Here is a 23,289-nt window from a genome sequence, read left to right as displayed (position 1 = left end):
TAAAAGAGGTACTATACCTGAAAATACTCGAAACACGATACTCTCACACGGAGCCTAAACTAAGGCTCACTCTTTTGAGTAAATTCACATAAAGTACAGAATTGTGGCAAAAAAGAAAAAGTTAACCAAAGGTCAGGTGCGACGCGTACGCAACAACCAACAAAAGCGCTTAAAAAAACAAGATGACTCCATTCAATGGGATGAAAACATGCTCGGCGCGAGCAAACAAGGCCTCGTGATCACTCGTTTTGGTCAACACGCGGACATCGAAGATCTTGAAACCGGTGAGATTCAACGCTGTAATCTTCGTCGTGGTATCGAATCTTTGGTCTCTGGTGATCGTGTGTTATGGCGCGAAGGGTTGGAGTCCATGGCGGGTATCTCTGGTGTTGTCGAAGCCGTTGAACCTCGAACATCAGTCCTGACTCGACCTGATTATTATGATGGCCTCAAACCCGTAGCAGCAAACATTGACCAAATGATCATCGTCTCTTCGGTTTTGCCAGAACTTTCGCTTAATATTATTGACCGTTACTTAGTGGCCTCCGAGACCTTGAACATCTCGCCAGTATTGGTGTTAAACAAAGTCGATCTGCTGACAGCTGAAGACCGTGCCAAGTATGAAGAGTGGCTAAAAGCGTACGAACGTATTGGCTATAAAGTCTTATTGGTAAGTAAAAAGTCTGGTGAAGGTATTGTTGAGTTAGAAGCGCTATTGAGTGATCGCATTAACATCTTTGTGGGCCAATCTGGTGTGGGTAAATCGAGTCTCGTCAATGCCTTGATGCCAGAGCTGGAACAAGAGATTGAAGAAGGTGAAGTGTCTGAAAACTCAGGCTTAGGCCAGCATACTACGACCGCTGCGCGTCTATATCATATTCCTACAGGTGGTGAGCTCATCGATTCACCAGGAGTGCGTGAATTCGGACTGTGGCACTTAGAAGCCGAAGAAGTCACTAAAGCATTCGTTGAGTTTAGACCTTACTTAGGTGGCTGCAAATTCCGAGATTGTAAACATAATGACGATCCAGGCTGCATCTTACGCGAGGCGGTAGAGAAAGGTGATATCAGTAAAACTCGCTTTGACAACTACCATCGCATTTTAGAGAGCATGGGCGAGAACAAAGCGAATCGTCAGTACTCACGCAACAAGAAAGCAGATCTATAACTGAGTTACGCTTGTAACTGTGTAAGAATTCTTCAACTAATACTGACAAGCAAATTAAATTTCAGTAACATCACGCGCCCTAAAGCGCGTATCTAACAGAAATATCGGAAATATAAAGATGGACAAGTTTAAAGTTGGACTGCAGTACTGGATCCCACAACATGGCCTCACTCGCCTAATGGGCAAACTGGCTTCAGCCAAGGCAGGCAGTCTAACAACAGCGGTTATTCGTTGGTTTATCAAACAATACAATGTGAACATGGATGAGGCAAAACACTCAGATCCTAAGCATTTCAAAACGTTCAATGATTTTTTTGTGCGTGAACTAAAAGAAGGCGCACGTCCAGTCACTGAAGGCGATGAGGTCATCACCCATCCTGCCGATGCTTGCGTTAGCCAATTTGGACCGATTGAAAATGGTCAACTGATTCAAGCAAAAGGTCACTATTTCTCGGCACAGGAATTACTTGGTGGCGATACTAATTTAGCCAACGAATTTCAAGACGGCTCATTCGCTACGCTGTATTTGTCACCGCGCGACTACCATCGTGTTCATATGCCATGTGACGGTACGTTACGTCAGATGATTTATGTTCCTGGTGACCTTTTTTCTGTGAATCCATTAACCGCTGAAAACGTGCCAAACCTATTCGCACGTAACGAGCGCGTGGTATGTATTTTCGATACAGATTTTGGTCCAATGGCACAAGTACTTGTAGGTGCGACTATTGTAGGTAGTATCGAGCAAGTGTGGGCAGGTACGATCACACCACCACGCGGAAATTCGGTCTACAAATGGGATTACCCAGCCCAAGGCGATAAAGCAGTTACCCTGAAGAAAGGCCAAGAAATGGGCCGATTCAAACTTGGCTCTACCGTTATCAATTTGTTCGCTAAAGATGCCATCTCTTTCGATGAGAGTATGATGAATGGCAAGCTGACGGTTATGGGCACTTCTTACGCCCACAAAAAGTAACACTGAATCAATTGGTAAGAGTCCTAAAATTAGGGCTCTTTTTTATTGATGAAAAGCAAAATTCCGACCGATATTCACACTCACTTTCTCAAACTCGTACTTGCCTCTAAGACCCTAAAAGCACAATCAATTACCCTGCGATTAGAAATGAATACGTAGAGGGATTGCCAATGCCAACGATGCATGTAAGTACCCTAGCAAAACTGCTGGTGTGCTTTTTTATTCCACTTGGTGTCTTAATGATGCCGATTGATGCCATACCCATCGAGGATCTCACGCTCATACAGCACCGCCTTTTAGCCATTTTTCTTCTCGCTGCGTTACTGTGGGTTCTTGAGCCTGTTCCTGTTTTTGCCACTTCCATTCTTATCATCGCGCTTGAACTGATCATGATTTCCGACAGAGGCTTACATCTCTTTCGTAAACCACCTCCGGGACATGATCTGGGTGAGTTGATTCCTTACACCGACATTTTCTCTGCCTTTTCTTCGCCGATCATCATTCTTTTCATGGGCGGCTTTGCGTTGGCGATTGCGGCCTCTAAATATGAGTTGGATAACAACCTCGCCCGAGTACTGCTTAAACCATTTGGTACCCAACCTAAGTTCATTATGCTCGGTTTAATGTTGATTACCGCCGTTTTCTCGATGTTTATGTCGAACACTGCAACAACGGTAATGATGCTGGCGCTGCTTGGCCCTATTGTCGCTTCGGCACCCAAAGGCGATTTAGGCATTAAAGCGTTAGTTCTGTGCATTCCTATCGCGGCCAATACTGGCGGCATTGCAACTCCAATTGGTACCCCTCCCAACGCGATTGCGCTGCAGTATTTAACCGGAGAAAACGCGATCAACTTTCTTTCTTGGATGACAATGGGTCTGCCATTTGTATTGATACAATTGACCATTGCTTGGTTCTTGCTCCAAAAATTATTTCCGTCAAGCGAAGCTGAAATGCAACTCAAGTTGGACGGCACGTTCAAAAAGAGCTGGCGCGCGATGGTGGTTTATATCACTTTTGCCCTCACCATATTGCTGTGGATGACGACTCAAGCTCATGGGATGAACACTTATGTAGTGGCCATTATTCCACTCGCTGTTTTCACCCTAACGGGCATCATGGGTAAAGAAGAACTCAAGCAGATCAACTGGGATGTTCTGTGGTTAGTCGCAGGTGGTATTGCGATTGGTATAGCCTTAGACAAAACGGGGTTAGCAGAAGCGTTAGCCCACGCGATTAACTACGAAGCACTCTCGCCATTTTCGGTAGTGTTGACGCTCTCTGTTGTCTGCTGGCTCATGGCAAATTTTATGTCGAACACGGCCACCGCCAACTTATTGATGCCTATTGCCGCAGCGATTGGAGCGTCAATGCCAAGCTTAGTCGCGATAGGAGGCCTGCAAGGCTTGCTGATTGTGGTGGCTTTCTCCGCTTCACTTGGCATGATCCTCCCCGTTTCGACTCCCCCTAATTCACTGGCTTATTCGACTGGCCTCATCGAAAGTAAAGATATGGCAAAAGTCGGCCTTATTCTCGGCTTAATGGGTCTATTCATTGTTTATGGTGCAATTCTAATTTTCTTCTAATCGCAAAGCTCCGTGACAAGGTGGGTTATCACGGAGCTTATATGCCCACCATTGCCATCACTGAGCGGCTTTTACATCGATAAAATTTCGTGCATATTAAGGCTTCTCGACTCTACAAGGACGTCATTAATCATGGGTTATGAATGGCTTGCTCTGGGCGCCGCTTTTCTGTGGGCGGTTTCTAGTCTAATTTCCGTCATTCCTGCGCAACATCTGGGCGCCTTTTCTTATAGTCGCTGGCGTATGGGCTGCACGGCTGCGATCCTATCCATCATGGCTTGGGTAACAGGTGGCTGGCTGACTGTTTCGATAGAACACGTTACTCCAATGATGGCTTCTGGTTTGATTGGTATCTTCATTGGCGATACCGCCCTGTTTGCTTGCTTGAATCGGATGGGACCAAGACAAGCAGGCTTACTGTTCTCGTGCCATGCGGTGTTCTCCGCTCTCTTAGGTTACTTCCTATTTAGTGAGAGCATGACCGCACTCGAATTGACTGGCGCAGCGCTTGTGTTTAGTGGTGTTGTGATGGCCATTTTTTTTGGCCGGCGAGGACAAACCTATAATGTCCTTGAGGAGGTTAAGGGCAACCTCTGGGTAGGCGTAGGACTGGGACTAACGGCCGCAATGTGCCAAGCATTAGGAGGCATCATCGCTAAACCTGTGATGCAAACTAGCGTCGACCCTATCGCCGCTTCAGCGATTCGTATGATCAGCGCCTTTATTGCTCACGGCATGCTGCTAATCGTTGGAGTCAAAGTTGCCCGTTCTACTCAACGTATTACATGGCGCGTTTTCGGTATTACCGCACTGAATGGCTTTCTTGCTATGGCCGTTGGTATGACCTTAATTTTATACGCTTTGCAGCAAGGAAATGTCGGCATGGTTGCGCTGCTATCTTCCACCACTCCTATCATGTTATTGCCACTCCTCTGGGTTTATACCAAACGCAGACCCAATCGATTCGCTTGGTTGGGGGCGGCACTGGCCGTAGTCGGCGCAGGAATTTTAGTCCAGTAACATCACATCGCCCTTACGATCCCCTTAAGCATAAGCCGTGTACGCCCTTTTCTCTAAACAACAAAAAAGCCCGAGCTTTACTCGGGCTTGTGTCTTTCTGAATGTCCGTTAATTATTTAACGAGCACATCGCCAGACATTTCAGGCGGAGTTTCTAGGCCTGCGAGATAGAGCATGGTTGGTGCTAGATCAGACAGTTTACCACCTTCTTTGAACTCAACCGCTTTGTCGCCAACGTAAATGAGCGGTACTGGTAGGCTAGTGTGCGCGGTATGCGTGCCGCCCGTTTCTGGATCCACCATCATTTCTGCGTTACCGTGATCGGCCGTGATCAGTAACTGTCCTCCTACGGCTTTGATAGCTTCAACGACTTTGCCCACACTTTCGTCTAGCGCTTCAATGGCTTTCTCCGCCGCTTCATAAACGCCAGTGTGACCAACCATATCGGCGTTCGGGTAGTTACAGATGATAGTGTCAAACTTACCAGACTTGATAGCCGCAACCAGCTTTTCGGTAAGCTCAGAAGAGCTCATCTCTGGTTGTAGGTCGTACGTCGCGACTTTTGGTGACGCGACAAGCTGACGCTCTTCACCTTCAAACTCGCTCTCAACACCACCATTAAAGAAGAAAGTCACGTGTGCGTATTTCTCTGTCTCAGAGATACGAAGCTGAGTTTTACCTTGTTTAGATAACCACTCACCGTATGTGTTTTCTAGTGACGCTGGAGGAAAGGCAACGGCGAGAGGGATATCAGCCGCGTATTGTGTCAGCATCACGAAGTTAATGGCAGGGAATGCTGCACGCTCAAAACCGTCAAAGTCAGGCACGAATGCACGCGTGATTTGACGTGCACGGTCAGCACGGTAGTTCATGAAAATAACCGCATCGCCATCTTGCATGGCTGCATCTTCTTCGCCTTCCGCCTTGATGACGGTGGCTTTCACAAATTCGTCGTTTTCTTCACGAGCGTAAGCGGCTTCTAGACCCGCCACTGCCGTTTCAGCGGTGAACTCGGCTTTCGCTTGAGTAAGCAGATCGTAAGCAACTTGAACGCGGTCCCAGTTATTGTCACGGTCCATTGCGTAGTAACGTCCCACCAATGAAGCAACGCGCCCTTTGCCTAATTTCGCAAACAGATCTTGGAAGCGTTGTAGAGAAGCTTCTGCGCTGCGCGGCGGCGTATCACGGCCGTCTAAGAAGCAGTGTAGATAGATCTTTTCAGCGCCACGTGCTGCTGCCATCTCAACGGCGGCGTAAATATGATCTTCATGAGAATGTACGCCACCAGGAGACATAAGCCCCATAATGTGAACGGCTTTCTCTGCTTTCACTGCGGCATCAACCGCTTCAACTAGCGCTGGGGTTTCTGCAAACTCACCGTCAGCGATAGACTTCGTAATACGAGTTAAATCTTGGTATACAACGCGACCTGCGCCAATGTTAGTGTGACCAACTTCAGAGTTACCCATTTGACCGTCAGGCAGGCCAACATCTAAACCTGAAGCAGAAATTAGTGTATGTGGGTTGTTCGCAATCAGTGCATCCAATACTGGTGTTTTCGCATTCGCAATTGCGTTACTTGCTGTGTCTTCACGGTAACCGTAACCGTCAAGGATAACTAGAGCCAGTGGCTTCTTAGCTGACATAGTGATGACCTCATCAAATTTAAGTAACTTTTGGCGTAGAGCTTCGCTGCCCTTCTAACCTTGAAACAAAACTAGCGTAATTTTACTACACTTTGTAACCAAAACTGTAGGTTAAGATCAAATAATGTTCGCGATTTATTGTTGTTATCTTACAAGTTAGCGGGCAACAAGTCAGCGCCGACAAACATGTCCCACAAGCATAGTCATTCTCAATACGCTTTGTACACTCATGGCTACGTTTGATTTCCTTGCTCTCTATTTGCTCCGTTATCACAGACAAAATGCACACGTGACTAGGAGCGTCAAACGTTAATAGTGAGTACATAAGGCCCATTGTTGCCTTTACTTCAGCAAAAAAGAAGTCACTTACACCGATGAACTCAATAGACAAAAACAATCAACAATCGTGGCGACAGCCAAAAGATAGCAACGATGTAGGGAATTTATAGAGATCTCAATTATTCGTTAGAAAATTTTAACCCTCTCGCCTAAAACGCTTAACCTCGCTATACTCCTGCTTTATTTTTCCGCCAACAGCGTAAGAGCTCAAGACATGCAAGAGTACATTGAATTTTTCCAACAGAACATGATCCTATCTTTGGTTTGGGTAGGTCTTCTTGTCGCATTTATCATGAACCTCATGAAGTCAGCGACAGCGGCATACAAAGAAATCAACGTAAACCAACTGACTCACCTAATGAACCGCGAAAACGGCGTAGTCGTAGATATCCGTACGAAAGACGAGTTCAAAAAAGGTCACATCACCGACTCACTTCACATTTTACCGTCCGAGATTAAAGCGGGTAACTTCGGTAGCCTTGAAAACCACAAATCAGACCCAATCATTGTGGTATGCAAGACGGGCCAAAATGCTCAAGAAAGCGCCAACCTACTGGCCCAGGCAGGATTTGAAAAAGTCAGCCTACTGAAAAATGGCTTGACGGCTTGGAATGAAGCCAATCTGCCTCTAGTTCGTGGTAAAAAGTAAGGCTCGTATTCACCGTAACTTTGCCAAGCCTCATGGGTAATAAACTGAGCAAATAGAAAGCACTTGAAGCATTAAGTTGTGACGCTTTGCACGTAATACATGCTTCATCTAGTCAAGGTAGGTTTGCTCAGTTAGTCTCAGGACAAACCAGTTTTCTGAGTTTAGACGGTTCTAGACTCAACCAATGTTTATTAAGGATTAAAAAATGGCTGAAGCAGCACCACAAGAAGCACAACAAAACTTCGCAATTCAACGTATCTTTCTAAAAGACGTTTCTTTTGAAGCGCCTAACTCTCCAGTAATCTTCCAAAAAGAATGGAACCCAGACGTTAAACTAGACCTAGACACGCAAAGCCGCGAGCTTGGTGAAGGTGTTTACGAGGTCATTCTGCGTCTCACCGTTACGGTTAAGAACGAAGAAGAAACTGCGTTTCTATGTGAAGTTCAACAAGGTGGCATCTTCACTGCTGAGCAAATGGAAGCGGGTCAACTCGCGCATTGCCTCGGTGCATTCTGCCCGAACATCCTATTCCCATACGCTCGTGAAACTATCTCAAGCTTAGTGGTTAAAGGTACGTTCCCTCAACTGAACCTAGCGCCCGTTAACTTCGATGCGCTATTCATGAACTACTTGCAACAGCAAGCTCAACAAGACGAAGTTGAAGCGTAATTCACGTTTTGTTAGTGGCGTAGCGCAGTAAGCATTCCCGCCACACATCCGAATAAAATGCACATAGCGTCCACAATCTGATGCAATGTGCATTTTTTATTTCTGGTTCCTCATCGTCATAGCGCGTAAAATTTGACGATGAAGAACTAGATTATACTAGTAGAAAGACTATTAGGCGGTAGCATGACACAAGCAAACACTCACAATGCTTACGGTAAAGACATCGCTATGACGGTGATTGGAGCTGGCTCGTACGGCACATCATTAGCGATCTCTCTCGCTCGTAACGGCGCAAACGTTGTTCTTTGGGGCCACGAGCCAGAGCACATGGCTCGTCTTGAAGCCGATCGAGCAAACCACGCGTTTTTACCCGACGTTGATTTCCCTAAAAGCTTGATTATTGAATCGGACTTAGAAAAAGCCGTTCAAGCCAGTCGGGATTTGTTAGTGGTGGTCCCAAGCCATGTTTTTGGCATCGTACTTAACAGCTGTAAGCCTTTCTTACGTGAAGACTCTCGTATCTGTTGGGCAACCAAAGGACTTGAACCAGAAACAGGTCGCCTTTTAAAAGACGTGGCATTCGATATCATCGGCGAAAACTACTCTCTGGCAGTATTGTCCGGCCCGACTTTCGCGAAAGAATTAGCGATGGGTATGCCAACCGCAATTTCGGTTGCGTCTCCTGATGCTAAATTTGTTGTCGACCTACAAGAGAAGATTCACTGCAGCAAAACCTTCCGTGTTTACGCCAATAGTGATTTCATCGGCATGCAGCTTGGTGGCGCAGTGAAAAACGTGATTGCCATTGGTGCCGGAATGTCTGACGGCATCGGTTTTGGCGCCAACGCGCGTACCGCGTTAATCACCCGTGGCTTGGCAGAAATGAGCCGTCTCGGTGCCGCACTCGGTGCAAAACCAGAAACCTTTATGGGCATGGCTGGTTTGGGCGACCTTGTTTTGACGTGTACCGACAACCAATCTCGTAACCGCCGCTTTGGTTTAGCGCTAGGCCAAGGTAAAGATGTCGACATCGCTCAAGAAGAAATTGGTCAAGTGGTTGAAGGTTATCGCAACACCAAAGAAGTGTGGATGCTGTCTCAACGCATGGGGGTTGAGATGCCAATTGTTGATCAAATATATCAAGTATTGTATCAAGGGAAGGACGCACGCTTGGCAGCGCAAGATTTACTGGCTCGTGACAAAAAAGCCGAAGGGAAGTAACCCCTTCGCACCTCACCTGAAAGAAGAGAAGTTGTCGGGTCACGGAAGAACCACTCAGGACATTGAGAATGAAACACTGCGAAAAACAAAAAGTCTGGAACAAAATTGTCTCAGAAGCCCGTGAAATGTCAGAGCAAGAGCCCATGTTGGCCAGCTTTTATCATGCCACCATCATCAAGCATGACAGTTTATGTGCGGCGCTGAGTTACATTTTGGCCAACAAGTTAAATACGGCATCAATGCCCGCGATGGCAGTGCGAGAAGTGGTAGAAGAAGCATTTGCTGCCGACCCGACCATTACCGATTTTGCGGCGTGTGACATTTGTGCAACCGTTAATCGTGACCCAGCGGTGTCTATGTACTCAATGCCATTGTTGTACTTAAAAGGCTATCATGCGCTTCAAGGCTATCGCGTCGCAAACTCGTTGTGGAAGCAAGGCCGCCATGCGCTGGCGACCTATCTGCAAAACCAAATTTCGGTCGCATGTCAGGTCGATATTCATCCTGCTGCTCGTATCGGTAGTGGCATCATGTTAGACCACGCAACGGGCATCGTTATCGGTGAGACTGCCGTTGTATACAATGACGTATCGATTCTACAAGATGTGACTTTAGGTGGTACGGGTAAAGAATCTGGCGATCGTCACCCGAAAATCCGTGAAGGCGTGATGATCGGTGCGGGAGCCAAGATCTTGGGTAATATCACCGTAGGCGAAGGAGCGAAAATAGGCTCTTGCTCTGTGGTATTGCAAGCCGTGCCACCGCACACTACTGTGGCAGGCGTACCTGCAAAAATCGTCGGTCGTCCAAAAACGGACAAACCTTCTCTCGATATGGACCAAGGCTTTAATGGCACACAAAGCTTTATCCATGGAGATGGTATTTAATCATCACCTAGGGTCGATTGACCTTATGCTTTGACAATAATGTGGTAGGTCTCTCAAGTGCGAACAAAAAATCATCCAGTGCTACGCTCGGCTATTTTATTAACTTGTGCTTTATCTGCCACTTATCCCCTGCTCTCTTCTGCCGCTAGTCAGCAAGAGCTCAAAGGCGTATCCAGTGAGATAAGCCGCCAACGCCAAGCGCTCACTTCTCAAGAAAAACAACTTAACGATCTGCAAAAGTCCTTGAAAGACCAAGAGCTCGGTATTGCTAAGCTGGAACGAGAAATAAGGCAGACCAAAGCGGAGCTCGCCCAAGCCGATCAAAACATCAGCCGACTCGAAGAAAAAATTGCGCGACAAGAGACTCAACGCCAAGCACAGGAAGAAGAGCTCAAGCAACTGCTGCAAACATACTATGTCACAGATCGTGCCAAAGCCAATGGACACCTATTGAATCAAGGTGTGGAGGAAGACCGTATTAGCCAATACTTCCAACACTTAGCCAAAGCACGCGCAAAAGTGATTGATGCGATCACTACAACCACTCAAGATCTGGCGCACAACAAAAACCAGCTTGAGCTAGAAAAAGAGCAGATAGAAAGCTTACTCAAGCAGCAGTCACGCAAACGTACGGCGTTGGCAAGCACCCAATCGAAACGTAAACAAACACTGAATAAAATTCAAAGCCGCATCACAAACGACCAGCGTTACCTAGCAGAACTGCAACGCAACGAAACCCGCTTAAAAGCAGAAATAGCCAAAGCGGCGAAACGCAATGCCGTCCCCATGGATGGCTTGGGTAAACAACGTGGCAAGCTGCCATGGCCAGTGAACGGTAGAGTCCTGCATAATTTCGGCACTCGCCAAACCGGACAAGTGAACTGGAAAGGCATGGTGCTTTCTGCTAATTATGGTCAACAAGTCAAAGCCGTCTATCCGGGCACAGTGGTGTTTGCGGAGTATCTGCGAGGTTACGGTTTGGTGGTACTGCTCGATCACGGCCAAGGTGATATGACACTTTACGGCTACAATCAAGCTTTGACCAAAAAAGAAGGCGACAGAGTCACCGAAGGTGAAGTGATCGCCTTAGCAGGTGACACTGGTGGTCAAGACCGCGCATCACTCTACTTCGAAATTCGTCGTAATAGTAAAGCGCAGAACCCTAAGTCCTGGTTGAAGCGTCTATAAATACTAAATAAAACAGGAGCCGCTCGGCTCCTTTTTTATGTTCAATTGTCGTGGCTGCGTGACGAGTAGTGCGTTTCTACTGCATCAATAAACGCGTTCACATCGCCTTTGTTTAATGCGTTGATACCGGCCGCCGCCTCTCGACCGCCTCCCGTCGGGAACTGACCACACACCGCCATAGCACCTTGTTTGTTGTGTAACGGCGCGCGCAGAGATACCGTGTACGTGCTATCGGCATTTTGCGTTAATACGGCGTGGGCGATCTCTGGGGTCTGGTTGGCCAACCAGTTACCATACACTCCGCTGATTCGGCGTGAGGCTGCACAATTCGGCAGTTCAAACAGCTTCAACTTATCGCTTTCATACGTCGCTCGTACTGCTTGCACTGCATCCATATCTTGTTGATAAGCCGCTCGCAGTTGATAGTAAGGCGACCCTGTATCAGCAATTACATCAAATGGCGACGGGTATTGGAGTAAAGCTTGATACAAATCCGCAGGGTGAAAATGTAAATCCTCGACTTTCGAGCCGTAGCCGTTGTAGTTGATCAGCGTGCCTAGCTCTTTAAGTTGCGCTTTCTGCTCCGATGACAAACCCGCTTGATCTGCCAACTCATCGGCCTTAGCTATCAGGTTATCACCATAAGCCGCCGTAATCGCCCACGCGTGAAAACGTCCATTTAGCCATTGATCGACAATCAACGCCGTACACATATTGGCATCGAGATCGATGTGCGCATCCAAGTTGCCATACTGAGGAATATTGCCCGCTTTATGATGATCGACGTAAAACACGTGCGCGCCTTGAGCCAATGCTTGCTCTAAACCTGCCATGTTCTTTTCCATCGAGATATCTAACACTGTCAGCTCATCTCCCGCTTGCGCAGCCACTTTTTCCACCAGCTTACTATCACGTTTGACACCTGTGATTAACTGGGCGTCGATAGGCTCGATCAAACGCAATTGCAGCAAAGCGATGATGCCATCGGCATCACCATTAAAAATGTCGTAATTCATGAAGCGATAGTTCCTTTATCCTGAATCGAACCCCAACAAAAAACTGGGGACGGGATACATGCTGGCAAGTGCGATAAGTCAACTTAAGTTATGGCCGAAGATGAACACAACTCTCGAAATATCGCGACAATTTGAAGTTTAACTATGCAGATTGCTGACCGCATCTTCTAACAATAGCAGCTGCTCTAAACCTTGCTCAGTCGCGACAGGCTTCACGACGTTAAGCATCTGCAACATCCCTTGCTTGACCATCTGCTCGGTAATACGAGTTTTCGATGCCATCGCTGATTGATACGCCAACCAGCTACAAGCAATCAAATGCAGCGTGCACACCAGTGACTTTAATTGTTGTTGATCAACATCAAGCAGTTTCAGCGACACAAATTCCTGCATGATCGCAATAAGGTTCGCTTGTAGCTTTTCTTGCACATCAATGTACTGCTCATGCAGTTGCTCATCACGTGACAAAATTTCTGGCAGATTGGCGTAGAAAAAACGGTATTTCCACATCAATGTGAAGATGGAGTCTAGGTAGCTCTTCAGCATCGTCAGGCTTTCTTGCGAGCCTTGGATAGGGGCAAATCTTTCTAACAGTTCTGCTGAATACAGCGCAAAGATCTCACGCACGATTTCTTGCTTATTACGGAAGTGGTAATAGAGATTACCCGGGCTGATTTCGATGTGCTCGGCAATGTGGTTGGTGGTGATGTTACGTTCACCATGTTGGTTAAACAACTCCAGTGCCGCGTAGACGATTTTATCGCGCGTTTTCATTGTTATCGTATTCCCTCTTCATTAACGAATCGAGTATAGCGACTTCACCAACCTAGGTCGATAGAGGCTCCAAATACGGTAACATAACAGACCAGTTAGCCTACCTATTAAGTGAGCGACAAGGTCTAACTCACAGGCTTGCTTTCCGAGGTATGCCCTTGCCACCATTGAATGGCGACACTCACCCGCAAAATGCCGATCGCCCACGCCATACTCAAAAAACAACCTAAAAGCGCTAAACTGCGATGACTAAGCAGAGCGAAGAATACAAACATGCCGCCGCCAAGTTCACCGTGTGTTCTTATGCGATTGGAAATGGAAAAGCGGTCACTTGATCAATATGGTCACAGCCAAGAGCGAGCATGATCAGGCGATCGATCCCTAGCGCCACTCCGGCACAATTTGGCAACCCTGCCTTTAATGCAGCAATCAGGTGATAATCGATCGGCTGCGGTTTTAACCCCATCCCCACTCGCTTCGCGTTGTCTTGTTCAAAGCGCGCCAATTGTTCGTTCGGGTTGTCCAGTTCATGAAAACCGTTCGCCAGCTCAATGCCTTTAAAGTACACCTCAAAGCGATCCGCTACACGGTGATCGTGAAGATTGATTTTCGCCAGCGCGGCCTGCGATGCTGGAAAGTCGTACACAAAAGCCGGCGCATCCTGACCAATTTTTTTTTCCACTCCTACGCTAAACAGCAATTGCAGTAAGGTATCGCGGTCTTCTTCTTGCTCTGCGATGTCACTCAATCCAAGTTTCCCCGCTGCCGTTTTGAGCTCTGTCATGGTGCCGTCAAGTGGGCACACTCCCAATACATCCATAAACGCTTGTTGGTAAGTCAGTCGCTCGGCGGCGGCGCATTTCAACACCAGTTGCAGCAGATCATCCATTTCATCCATGAGCTTATGGTGATCAAAATCAACACGGTACCACTCCAGCATGGTGAATTCTGGATTATGATAGCGACCGTTTTCTTCATTACGAAACGCTTTGTTGATCTGATAAATGCAGCCACAGCCCGCTGCCAATAAGCGCTTCATATGGAACTCTGGGCTGGTCATGAAAAACAGTTTACTGCCATCGGCATAACCTGGGCCAACAAACTCGGTTTGAAAAGTATGCAGATGAATATCGGTGACGGTCGCGTGACTCATCGCAGGTGTGTCAACTTCCATCACCTGTCGTTCGGCAAAGAATTGGCGAATAGCCTCGATTAACCTCGCACGTTGACGCAGTTGTTCAATGGAAGCCGTTGGTCGCCAGTTAGGTTGCATAACAAGTCTCTCAAACTCTAATTTAGTAAAGAAAACCTTATTCTACATGCTTTTTCCTACTGAGGAGCAAAGAACCTCCTCTCTGTTGACTCGCTTCGCTTACTTTTGAAACAAGCATTACTCGTGCTGCAGTACAAAAATCTCTCAATCACAATGGGGATATCAATGCAATTAATATCAGCAACACACGCTTAACATTCGTTGCAATAAACGCTTAACCGTCAAGAACCTCGTGCCGTGATAGCAATCACATAACCTATAAATTCTATGCTCTTAAGTGCATTACCGGAGCAAAAACCCAAATACATCAATTTTTTTGCTATGTCGCTCCTCTACACTGGCCCTAATACTTTTGGGGAGTTCGCTTTATTGAGCACCTCGTAATGACAATAACAAGCGGTTTTCCGCAATCACACACTGGAGGATAACTGTGCAAATTATCACCACAGATATCGCAGTCATCGGCGCAGGCGGCGCTGGTCTTCGTACTGCTATTGCAGCGGCTGAAGCAAACCCTGACTTAGAAGTCGCGTTGATTTCTAAAGTCTATCCTATGCGTTCCCATACGGTCGCAGCAGAAGGGGGCTCAGCAGCAGTTATCAAGGATGAAGATAGCTTAGACAACCACTTCAACGATACCGTTGGCGGTGGCGATTGGCTATGTGAACAGGACGTAGTTGAATACTTTGTAGAGAACGCGACTCGCGAAATGGTCCAAATGGAGCAATGGGGTTGCCCATGGAGTCGTAAAGAGAACGGTGAAGTCAACGTACGCCGCTTTGGTGGTATGAAGGTTGAACGAACTTGGTTCGCTGCGGATAAAACTGGCTTCCACATGCTTCACACCTTATTCCAGACATCCATGAAGTACAGCAACATCAACCGCTTTGATGAGTATTTTGTGTTGGATCTGATTGTTGATGAAGGCGAAGTACAAGGCCTGATTGCGATTCACATGTCTGAAGGCGAACTTGTGACCATTAAAGCGAAATCAGTTGTACTTGCAACAGGTGGCGCGGGTCGTGTTTACCACTGTAACACCAACGGCGGTATCGTCACGGGTGATGGGATGGCAATGGCTTACCGTCATGGTGTTCCTCTGCGTGATATGGAATTCGTTCAGTACCACCCAACGGGTCTTCCAGGTACAGGCATTCTAATGACCGAAGGTTGTCGTGGTGAAGGCGGTATTATTGTCAACAAAGACGGTTACCGCTACTTACAAGATTACGGTATGGGCCCTGAGACACCAGTCGGTCAACCGAAAAACAAATACATGGAACTGGGTCCTCGTGACAAAGTTTCTCAAGCTTTCTGGCACGAGCAACAAAAAGGCAACACCATCAAGCACCCGCTCGGTGATGTGGTACATCTAGACCTTCGCCACCTAGGCGAAGAGTATCTGCAAGAGCGCTTACCGTTCATCTGTGAACTCGCGAAAGCTTACGTGAACGTTGACCCTGCGAAAGAGCCAATCCCAATCCGTCCAACCGTTCATTACACCATGGGTGGTATTGAAACCAACGGCGGCTGTGAAACTCGCATTAAAGGTCTGTTCGCCGTCGGTGAATGTGCCTCGGTTGGCCTGCACGGTGCTAACCGTCTCGGCTCTAACTCTTTAGCTGAGTTCGTGGTCTTTGGCCGTGTCGCCGGTGAAAACGCGGTGAAACGCGCGGCAGAATTCAAAGGTTGGAACGAGTCGGCAATTGATGCTCAAGTTAAAGCCGTTGAAGAACGCATCGCCACACTGATGAACCAAGAAGGTGACGAGAACTGGGCAAATATCCGTACCGAAATGGGTCATACCATGGAAGCGGGTTGTGGTATCTATCGACAAGAAGATTTGATGCAAGAAACCATCGACAAGATCACCGAGCTAAAAGAGCGTTACAAGCGCATCAGTATTAAAGACAAAGGTAAAGTGTTCAACACCGACCTTCTTTACGCGATCGAAGTCGGCTACGGCCTAGAAGTCGCAGAAGCAATGGTTCACTCTGCGATTCTGCGTAAGGAATCTCGTGGTGCGCACCAACGCCTAGACGAAGGCTTTACCGAACGTGACGACATCAACTACCTAAAACACTCGCTTGCTTTCTACCAACCTGATTCTTCACCAAGCATCGACTACAGCAACGTGACCATCACTAAGTCACAACCAAAAGCTCGTCTATACGGTGAGGCGGCAGATAAGGCTGCAGCGGCGGAAGAGAAGAACGCAGAGGAGCAAGTATAATGTCAGCAAATCGCATTCAAAAAGTAGACATTCTGCGTTACGACCCAGAAAAAGACGCAGAACCATATACGCAAACGTTCGAAGTACCATTTGATGAAACCATGTCAGTACTCGATGCGCTAGGCTACATCAAAGATCACCTCGATAAAGATCTGTCTTACCGCTGGTCTTGTCGTATGGCGATCTGTGGTTCTTGCGGCATCATGGTAAACAACGTCCCTAAACTTGCGTGTAAGAGCTTCCTCCGTGATTACCCCAATGGCGTGACTATCGAGCCATTAGCAAACTTCCCAATCGAGAAAGACTTGATCGTGGATATGACGCCATTCATTGAGCGCCTTGAAGCCATCAAACCCTACATCATTGGTAACGACCGCAAACCGGAAGACGGCACCAACTTACAAACGCCAGAACAAATGGCGAAGTACAAACAATTTGCCGCCTGCATCAACTGTGGTCTGTGCTACGCAGCCTGTCCTCAGTTTGGTTTGAACCCTGAGTTCATTGGCCCTGCGGCACTCACACTGGCGCACCGTTACAACCTAGACAGCCGTGATAACGGTAAAGACGAACGTATGACGCTGATTAACGGTGAAAATGGCGCTTGGGGTTGTACTTTTGTTGGTTACTGCTCTGAAGTTTGTCCGAAGAGCGTAGATCCAGCAGCCGCAGTAAACCAAGGCAAAGTGGAGTCTTCCATGGACTTCGTTATTGCGATGTTGAAACCTGATGGTTCGCCAAAGAAAGTGGAGGCATAGGATGAGCAACCGTAAACCTTACGTTCGTGAAGTAAAACGCACTTGGTGGAAGAACCATCCTTTCTACCGCTTCTATATGCTACGTGAAGCCACGGTGCTTCCGCTGATCTTATTCACGTTGTTCCTAACCTTTGGCTTAGGCTGCTTAGTCAAAGGTCCTGAAGCCTGGCAAGGTTGGTTAGCGTTTATGGCCAACCCTATCGTTGTGGCGATCAACATCGTTGCATTATTAGGGAGTCTATTTCACGCACAAACCTTCTTCAGCATGATGCCTCAAGTAATGCCTATTCGTTTAAAAGGCAAACTGGTGGATAAGAAGATCATCGTATTAACTCAGTGGGCCGCGGTGGCGTTCATCTCACTGATTGTTCTCATCGTGGTGTAAGGAGCGTTCGCAATGAAACCAAATTATAGTGTAAATAAAACACCAAAGCGTTCTGATGAACCCATCTGGTGGGGACTGTTCGGCGCTGGCGGTACGTGGTTTGCGATGATCACCCCAATCACGGTACTGGTGTTGGGCATCTTAGCACCATTAGGGGTGATTGATGCCGAAGCTCTAAGCTATGAGCGTGTCTCTGAATTCGCAACCAGCATCATCGGCGCATTGTTCATCATCGGTACGTTAGCCCTGCCAATGTGGCACGCCATGCACCGTTTTCACCACGGCATGCATGACCTTAAATTCCACACTGGCGTGGTGGGTAAAATCGCATGCTACGCGTTTTCAGGCCTGATTACTGCACTGGCGATTATTTTTATTTTCATGATTTAAGATACTGACGAAAAAGAAAAGCTGGCTATATGCCAGCTTTTTTATTGCTTTAGGTCAGCGAAGAACTTTTGGGCTTTTTAAGCTTTTAGTCACCTATGATCTATTTACTCTCTAAGCTATTTATCATTCTGCTTATGCCGTCTACATCACCAATGTGAAACAGATTATCTCACTGAGTCACCCTATCCTCAGGCAATAAAAAAGGTCGCTAACGCGACCTTTTCTTTTAATAAATTTGAGGTGAATTACTTAACACGACCTACGTATTCGGCAGTACGAGTATCAACTCGAATCACTTCACCGATTGAGATGAACAGAGGAACACGAACAACTGCGCCAGTTGATAGTGTCGCTGGTTTACCACCCGTACCTTGTGTGTCACCTTTTAGGCCAGGGTCAGTCTCAACCACTTCTAACTCGACAAAATTTGGCGGTGTCACCGTAATTGGGTTACCGTTCCAAAGTGTTATCATACAAGTGTTGTTTTCTACCAGCCACTTGGCGTTTTCACCTACCGCTTTCGCATCAGCTGCGATCTGTTCAAAGGTTTCGTTGTTCATAAAGTGGTAGAATTCGCCGTCTGAATATAGATAATCTAGATCGATATCCATTACGTCTGCCACTTCACAAGTGTCACCAGATTTAAATGTTTTCTCTAGCACTTTACCAGAAAGAAGTTTACGAATTTTAACACGGTTGAACGCTTGGCCTTTACCTGGTTTAACGTATTCGTTTTCCAGAATGACACAAGGCTCATTATCAAACATTAACTTAAGACCGCCTTTAAATTCATTGGTGCTAACTGTAGCCATTTTTTCCTCTTACATTCTTAGAGCTAAATTCAATGCCGCACATAATAACCCGAAAAGTCGATTCTGTTGAGCAAAACTGGCTCAAACAATTGGCGAATGGGATCTCTGATCCCGCAACATTGCTCGAAATATTGGAAATTGATCCTTCACCGTGGCAAGACGGGTTTGCCGCGCGCAAGCTGTTTGCACAGCGCGTACCGCAAAGTTTTGTCGATAGGATGGAAAAAGGCAATCCTAAAGACCCTCTTTTACGTCAGGTCTTACCGTTAAGTGACGAATTCGAGGTTCATTCAGGCTATTCCAACGATCCGCTCGATGAGCAGGACAACAACGTTCCCGGTTTGCTGCACAAGTATCGTAACCGTGCGCTCATGATTGTCAAAGGTGGCTGTGCCGTCAATTGTCGTTATTGTTTTCGGCGTCACTTCCCATATCAAGAAAATAAAAGCGGCAAGCAGGCATGGACAAAGTGCTTAGAGTACATGGCGCAGCAACCAGAGTTGAACGAAGTCATCTTCTCAGGTGGTGATCCATTAATGGCAAAAGACGATGAGATTCATTGGCTGTTAGAGCACATCGCTCAAATACCTCACATCAAACGTCTGCGTATTCATAGCCGTTTACCTGTGGTGATTCCCGCTCGCGTCACTGATGAACTATGCCAACTGCTGCAAGCATCAAAGTTACAAATCATCCTTGTGACTCACATCAACCATGCCAACGAAATCAATGACGAATTTGCTGAACAGATGTTCAAGCTCAAAAGAGCGGGCGTTACGCTTCTAAACCAAGGCGTTCTACTGAAAGGTGTGAATGATTCGGTAGAAGCTCAAGTGGCGTTAAGTGAAGCCTTATTTGACGCGGGTATCTTGCCTTATTACCTCCACGTTCTTGATAAGGTGCAAGGCGCGGCGCACTACTTTATTTCGGACCAAGAAGCAAAAGCCATTATGCGCGGACTCATCACACGTGTATCGGGTTATCTGGTACCAAAACTGACACGAGAAATTGGTGGCAGGCCAAGTAAAACGCCGTTGGATTTGCATTTAGAATAGGTCCTGACGCTTCATTAAATTTGTCGTTACGACCGATCTTTTTTGTTCGCTTTGCACGGTAAGTCTATGCATACTCTGCACTTTTGGAGGTCAAGATGCATACTACATTCGAACAAATTTTCGATCTTGGCCCATTCAGCTGGCCTGCCCTACTATGCTGTGCCATTAATGGGCTAATGATCGGTATCGAACGCCAAACTCGTGGTAAAGCTGTGGGGATCCGTACGGCCATTCTTATTATTTCAGGTACTTACCTGTTTATGTCAATGGCAGTATCGTTATCGCCAAATACGCTCGATCAAGCACGTGTGCTTGGTCAGATTATTACCGGCGTCGGTTTCTTGGGCGCTGGCGTAATGATGACACTCGATGGCAAAATCCACGGCGTGACATCGGCGGCAGTCATTTGGGTCCTAGCAGGATTAGGTCTGATGATTGGCCTAGGTTACTTAATCCAATCTTTCATCATCACACTGCTTGTTTTAACCGTACTGCTTGGCGTAGATAAAGCAGAGAACCGTATCAAAGCATTACGCCGCGGTGTCCATCAAAAAATTCAGCAACGCAAAACATCGTCTCGCTTAATCAAATAGTCACACGTAAATAGTATCGACTTACCGCCCAGTAAAAAGCCCCCGATTTTAATCGGGGGCTTTGTGTACCTAAGGATATTGCTGAATTTCGCTGAGATTATTTAGCGAAGTTGATGATTGGGAAACACTTGAAGAAGCCATTGTCGGCACAGTTTAAAAGACCAATTTGTACGCCGTCAATTTGGTCTGTCATATTGAAGAAACCAAACTGGAAATTAGACTTTTTAGAGATGCTTGCTAAACCAACATCCGCCATGGTGTAGCCTTCAGAATAGTTCACCGCGCTCCAGTTCAAGCCTTTTACATTGTTCGTAATGTTGACAGCACCCAAGTTAACACCCGTCGTCTGACCTTGGTTCCAGTTAACTAAGCCTAAAGACGCACCTTTCATTTCTTGGTTTACTTTTGCTGCACCAAAAAACAGACCGAAGTTAACACCCGTCGTGCGATCCGTTTCAGACATACCAAGCAGTGAAAAATCGATACCTTTGACTTCATTTACCTGACCATGTAGCACCGCTAAACGAACGCCGCCGACCTCTGAATTAGAGGGTACGTTGGTATTATCGATAGTAGAAAACATCACAGGTGTGCTGTCAGCAAAGGAAACTGGTGATGCAATAGCGGCTGCAACAGCCAATGACGTAATAAGCTTTTTCATCTTCATCTCCATGATAGTAAGCAACAATTTACAACATAGTGTAATGTTCAGATTTTGCGCTATCTACACTCTAAAATTGTTAGCGGTCGGTCAGATTTAACCGTCTGAGTAAAAAAGAAAAAAATTCTGCGACTATTGTCCTGTATTTACGCTGACATTTCGTAAACTTACCGCTCACACTCTAAAACGCTTTAACAAACCAAATTCAACATCTCTCACGCATAAAAAAAGTCGAGGCTAACAGCCTCGACTTTCATATGGTTTAATCGGTTATCTTTACACTATAAGGCAAGCCTCAAAGCGAAGAGATAAATGGCTACATCATGCCACCCATACCACCCATGCCACCCATATCTGGCATCGCTGGTGCATCTTTTTGAGGTAGGTCCGTCACCATGGCTTCAGTCGTGATCATCAGACCCGCGACTGATGCTGCGAATTGCAGAGCAGAACGCGTTACTTTTGTTGGATCTAGGATACCCATTTCTAACATGTCGCCATATTCGCCTGTCGCGGCGTTGTAACCGTAGCTACCTTCACCCGCTTTGACGTTATTCGCTACAACTGAGTCTTCCTCACCTGCGTTCTTCACAATTTGACGAATTGGTGCTTCCATTGCACGGAGTGCTACACGGATACCAACGTTTTGCTCTTCGTTGTCACCTTGAAGATCAACAATCTTAGAAGCCGCACGGATTAGCGCAACGCCACCACCAGCAACCACGCCTTCTTCAACTGCCGCTCGAGTTGCAGAAAGTGCATCTTCTACGCGATCTTTCTTCTCTTTCATTTCAACTTCAGTTGCGGCACCAACTTTGATGACAGCAACGCCACCTGCGAGTTTAGCAACGCGCTCTTGTAGCTTCTCTTTGTCGTAGTCTGAAGTCGCCTCTTCGATTTGTTGACGAATCTGCGCGACACGACCAGAGATCATCTCTTCTTCACCGATGCCGTCGATGATAGTGGTGTTCTCTTTCGTAATAGAAACACGCTTCGCTTGACCTAGGTCTTCTAGCGCGACTTTTTCAAGTTCTAGACCGATTTCTTCAGAAATGACCGTACCACCTGTTAGAACAGCGATGTCTTGTAGCATGGCTTTACGACGATCACCAAAACCAGGCGCTTTCACTGCAGCCACTTTCACGATGCCACGCATGTTGTTCACAACCAGTGTTGCTAACGCTTCGCCTTCTACGTCTTCTGCAATGATGAGCAGTGGACGCGATGCTTTGGCTACGGCTTCTAGAGTTGGTAGAAGTTCACGGATGTTTGAGATCTTCTTATCAACGAGAAGGATGAATGGGTTGTCTAGCTCGACACTGCCAGCTTCTTGGTTATTGATGAAGTACGGAGACAGGTAACCACGGTCGAACTGCATACCTTCGACAACGTCTAATTCGTCTTGTAAGGCCTGACCTTCTTCAACAGTGATAACACCGTCGCGACCTACACGCTCCATTGCCTCCGCAATGATGTTACCAACGCTGACATCCGTGTTCGCAGAGATTGTACCAACCTGTGCAATGGCTTTTGTGTCGTTACATTCAACAGACAGCTCTTTCAGTTGCTCTACCGCTGCGGTCACCGCTTTATCGATACCGCGCTTAAGATCCATCGGGTTCATGCCTGCAGCAACCGCTTTTAGACCTTCGTTGACGATAGATTGGGCGAGTACTGTTGCCGTTGTTGTACCATCACCCGCTGCGTCATTTGCTTTAGACGCAACTTCTTTAACCATTTGTGCGCCCATGTTCTGGAACTTGTCTTCTAGCTCAATTTCACGCGCGACAGATACACCATCTTTCGTGATGCTTGGTGCGCCAAAAGATTTATCTAGAACAACATTACGGCCTTTAGGTCCGAGGGTTACTTTTACCGCATCAGCCAGAACGTTCACACCCTCTAGCATTTTAACTCGTGCGTCATTACCAAATTTAACGTCTTTAGCAGCCATCTTTGATTTCCTTTCTAAAATTCTTTGTGTTTAATC

At 46.8% G+C, this 23,289-nt stretch carries 23 protein-coding genes; 15 read left to right on the top strand and 8 right to left on the bottom strand.

Going from position 1 to position 23,289, the window contains the following annotated elements; genetic code table 11:
• The first annotated feature begins 103 nt into the window (after nt 1-103).
• From rsgA to ATG66_RS06560, 4 genes are all read left to right on the top strand, one after another.
• The gene (gene rsgA, locus ATG66_RS06575; RefSeq protein WP_098414587.1) at nt 104-1,168 is read left to right on the top strand and encodes a small ribosomal subunit biogenesis GTPase RsgA; all 1,065 of its coding nucleotides are present in this window, start codon (nt 104-106) and stop codon (nt 1,166-1,168) included.
• 118 nt (nt 1,169-1,286) lie between these two features.
• On the top strand, nt 1,287-2,144 hold the full coding sequence (gene asd, locus ATG66_RS06570; protein ID WP_098414586.1) for an archaetidylserine decarboxylase: 858 nt from the start codon (nt 1,287-1,289) through the stop codon (nt 2,142-2,144).
• Nucleotides 2,145-2,314: 170 nt separating this feature from the next.
• A complete protein-coding gene (locus ATG66_RS06565; RefSeq protein WP_098414585.1) occupies nt 2,315-3,730 on the top strand; it encodes an SLC13 family permease in 1,416 nt (471 codons plus the stop codon).
• A 132-nt stretch (nt 3,731-3,862) separates the two neighbouring features.
• Nucleotides 3,863-4,750 carry a DMT family transporter gene (locus ATG66_RS06560; RefSeq protein ID WP_098414584.1) on the top strand — a complete coding sequence of 296 codons (888 nt, stop codon included), beginning with the start codon at nt 3,863-3,865 and terminating at the stop codon, nt 4,748-4,750.
• Between the two features lie 112 nt (nt 4,751-4,862).
• Here ATG66_RS06560 and gpmM read toward each other — a convergent pair whose 3' ends face one another.
• Nucleotides 4,863-6,395: a 2,3-bisphosphoglycerate-independent phosphoglycerate mutase gene (gene gpmM / locus ATG66_RS06555; RefSeq protein ID WP_098414583.1), complete on the bottom strand. Its 1,533-nt coding sequence runs from the start codon at nt 6,393-6,395 to the stop codon at nt 4,863-4,865.
• 553 nt (nt 6,396-6,948) lie between these two features.
• Between gpmM and ATG66_RS06550 the strand changes: the two genes are divergently transcribed.
• The 5 genes from ATG66_RS06550 to ATG66_RS06530 all read left to right on the top strand — a co-directional run bounded on the left by ATG66_RS06550 (nt 6,949) and on the right by ATG66_RS06530 (nt 11,349).
• Nucleotides 6,949-7,383, top strand: coding sequence for a rhodanese-like domain-containing protein (locus tag ATG66_RS06550; protein ID WP_098414582.1), 435 nt, complete (start codon nt 6,949-6,951; stop codon nt 7,381-7,383).
• A gap of 205 nt (nt 7,384-7,588) precedes the next feature.
• Entirely contained in the window at nt 7,589-8,053 is a 465-nt protein-coding gene (gene secB / locus ATG66_RS06545) for a protein-export chaperone SecB (RefSeq protein ID WP_098414581.1), read from the top strand.
• 183 nt (nt 8,054-8,236) lie between these two features.
• The gene (gene gpsA, locus ATG66_RS06540; protein ID WP_098414580.1) at nt 8,237-9,274 is read left to right on the top strand and encodes an NAD(P)H-dependent glycerol-3-phosphate dehydrogenase; all 1,038 of its coding nucleotides are present in this window, start codon (nt 8,237-8,239) and stop codon (nt 9,272-9,274) included.
• Between the two features lie 68 nt (nt 9,275-9,342).
• Nucleotides 9,343-10,161 (top strand): serine O-acetyltransferase, encoded by an 819-nt coding sequence (cysE, locus tag ATG66_RS06535; RefSeq protein WP_098414579.1) that lies wholly within the window; start codon nt 9,343-9,345, stop codon nt 10,159-10,161.
• 57 nt (nt 10,162-10,218) lie between these two features.
• A complete protein-coding gene (locus ATG66_RS06530) occupies nt 10,219-11,349 on the top strand; it encodes a murein hydrolase activator EnvC family protein (RefSeq protein WP_179885617.1) in 1,131 nt (376 codons plus the stop codon).
• 41 nt (nt 11,350-11,390) lie between these two features.
• On the opposite strand, the gene ATG66_RS06525 is transcribed toward ATG66_RS06530, so the two are convergent.
• The 4 genes from ATG66_RS06525 to epmA form a co-directional block, all read right to left on the bottom strand.
• Nucleotides 11,391-12,365 (bottom strand): acetyltransferase, encoded by a 975-nt coding sequence (locus ATG66_RS06525; RefSeq protein WP_098414578.1) that lies wholly within the window; start codon nt 12,363-12,365, stop codon nt 11,391-11,393.
• Between the two features lie 138 nt (nt 12,366-12,503).
• Nucleotides 12,504-13,139 carry a TetR/AcrR family transcriptional regulator gene (locus ATG66_RS06520; RefSeq protein ID WP_098414577.1) on the bottom strand — a complete coding sequence of 212 codons (636 nt, stop codon included), beginning with the start codon at nt 13,137-13,139 and terminating at the stop codon, nt 12,504-12,506.
• A gap of 125 nt (nt 13,140-13,264) precedes the next feature.
• The gene (locus tag ATG66_RS20815; protein WP_179885616.1) at nt 13,265-13,414 is read right to left on the bottom strand and encodes a hypothetical protein; all 150 of its coding nucleotides are present in this window, start codon (nt 13,412-13,414) and stop codon (nt 13,265-13,267) included.
• 26 nt (nt 13,415-13,440) lie between these two features.
• The gene (gene epmA / locus ATG66_RS06510) at nt 13,441-14,412 is read right to left on the bottom strand and encodes an elongation factor P--(R)-beta-lysine ligase (RefSeq protein ID WP_098414576.1); all 972 of its coding nucleotides are present in this window, start codon (nt 14,410-14,412) and stop codon (nt 13,441-13,443) included.
• Between the two features lie 430 nt (nt 14,413-14,842).
• Here epmA and frdA point away from each other — a divergent pair, with 430 nt between their 5' ends.
• From frdA to frdD, 4 genes are read left to right on the top strand one after another with little or no spacing between them, the layout of a single operon-like run.
• Nucleotides 14,843-16,645: a fumarate reductase (quinol) flavoprotein subunit gene (gene frdA / locus ATG66_RS06505; protein WP_098414575.1), complete on the top strand. Its 1,803-nt coding sequence runs from the start codon at nt 14,843-14,845 to the stop codon at nt 16,643-16,645.
• Nucleotides 16,645-17,403: a succinate dehydrogenase/fumarate reductase iron-sulfur subunit gene (locus tag ATG66_RS06500; protein ID WP_098414574.1), complete on the top strand. Its 759-nt coding sequence runs from the start codon at nt 16,645-16,647 to the stop codon at nt 17,401-17,403. The genes frdA and ATG66_RS06500 overlap by 1 nt, the downstream gene beginning before the upstream one ends.
• Nucleotide 17,404: 1 nt before the next feature.
• Nucleotides 17,405-17,788 (top strand): fumarate reductase subunit FrdC, encoded by a 384-nt coding sequence (gene frdC / locus ATG66_RS06495; RefSeq protein WP_098414573.1) that lies wholly within the window; start codon nt 17,405-17,407, stop codon nt 17,786-17,788.
• Nucleotides 17,789-17,800: 12 nt separating this feature from the next.
• Nucleotides 17,801-18,178 carry a fumarate reductase subunit FrdD gene (gene frdD, locus ATG66_RS06490; protein ID WP_098414572.1) on the top strand — a complete coding sequence of 126 codons (378 nt, stop codon included), beginning with the start codon at nt 17,801-17,803 and terminating at the stop codon, nt 18,176-18,178.
• A gap of 245 nt (nt 18,179-18,423) precedes the next feature.
• On the opposite strand, the gene efp is transcribed toward frdD, so the two are convergent.
• Complete coding sequence (gene efp, locus ATG66_RS06485) at nt 18,424-18,990, bottom strand: elongation factor P (RefSeq protein WP_098414571.1); 567 nt, start codon at nt 18,988-18,990, stop codon at nt 18,424-18,426.
• Nucleotides 18,991-19,022: 32 nt separating this feature from the next.
• Between efp and epmB the strand changes: the two genes are divergently transcribed.
• Together epmB and ATG66_RS06475 are read left to right on the top strand one after the other, a co-directional pair.
• Nucleotides 19,023-20,045: an EF-P beta-lysylation protein EpmB gene (gene epmB, locus ATG66_RS06480; protein ID WP_098414570.1), complete on the top strand. Its 1,023-nt coding sequence runs from the start codon at nt 19,023-19,025 to the stop codon at nt 20,043-20,045.
• Nucleotides 20,046-20,140: 95 nt separating this feature from the next.
• Complete coding sequence (locus ATG66_RS06475; RefSeq protein WP_098414569.1) at nt 20,141-20,638, top strand: MgtC/SapB family protein; 498 nt, start codon at nt 20,141-20,143, stop codon at nt 20,636-20,638.
• A 97-nt stretch (nt 20,639-20,735) separates the two neighbouring features.
• Here the strand turns inward: ATG66_RS06475 and ATG66_RS06470 are convergent, their stop codons facing one another.
• Together ATG66_RS06470 and groL are read right to left on the bottom strand one after the other, a co-directional pair.
• A complete protein-coding gene (locus ATG66_RS06470; RefSeq protein WP_179885615.1) occupies nt 20,736-21,299 on the bottom strand; it encodes a VC2662 family protein in 564 nt (187 codons plus the stop codon).
• 316 nt (nt 21,300-21,615) lie between these two features.
• Nucleotides 21,616-23,253 carry a chaperonin GroEL gene (groL, locus tag ATG66_RS06465; protein WP_098414567.1) on the bottom strand — a complete coding sequence of 546 codons (1,638 nt, stop codon included), beginning with the start codon at nt 23,251-23,253 and terminating at the stop codon, nt 21,616-21,618.
• Between the last annotated feature and the right edge of the window lie 36 nt (nt 23,254-23,289).

Source organism: Vibrio sp. ES.051 (assembly GCF_002563795.1).
Lineage (GTDB): Bacteria > Pseudomonadota > Gammaproteobacteria > Enterobacterales > Vibrionaceae > Vibrio.
Note: the sequence above shows the minus strand (reverse complement) of the source record. Positions and strands in the feature narration are given on the sequence as shown.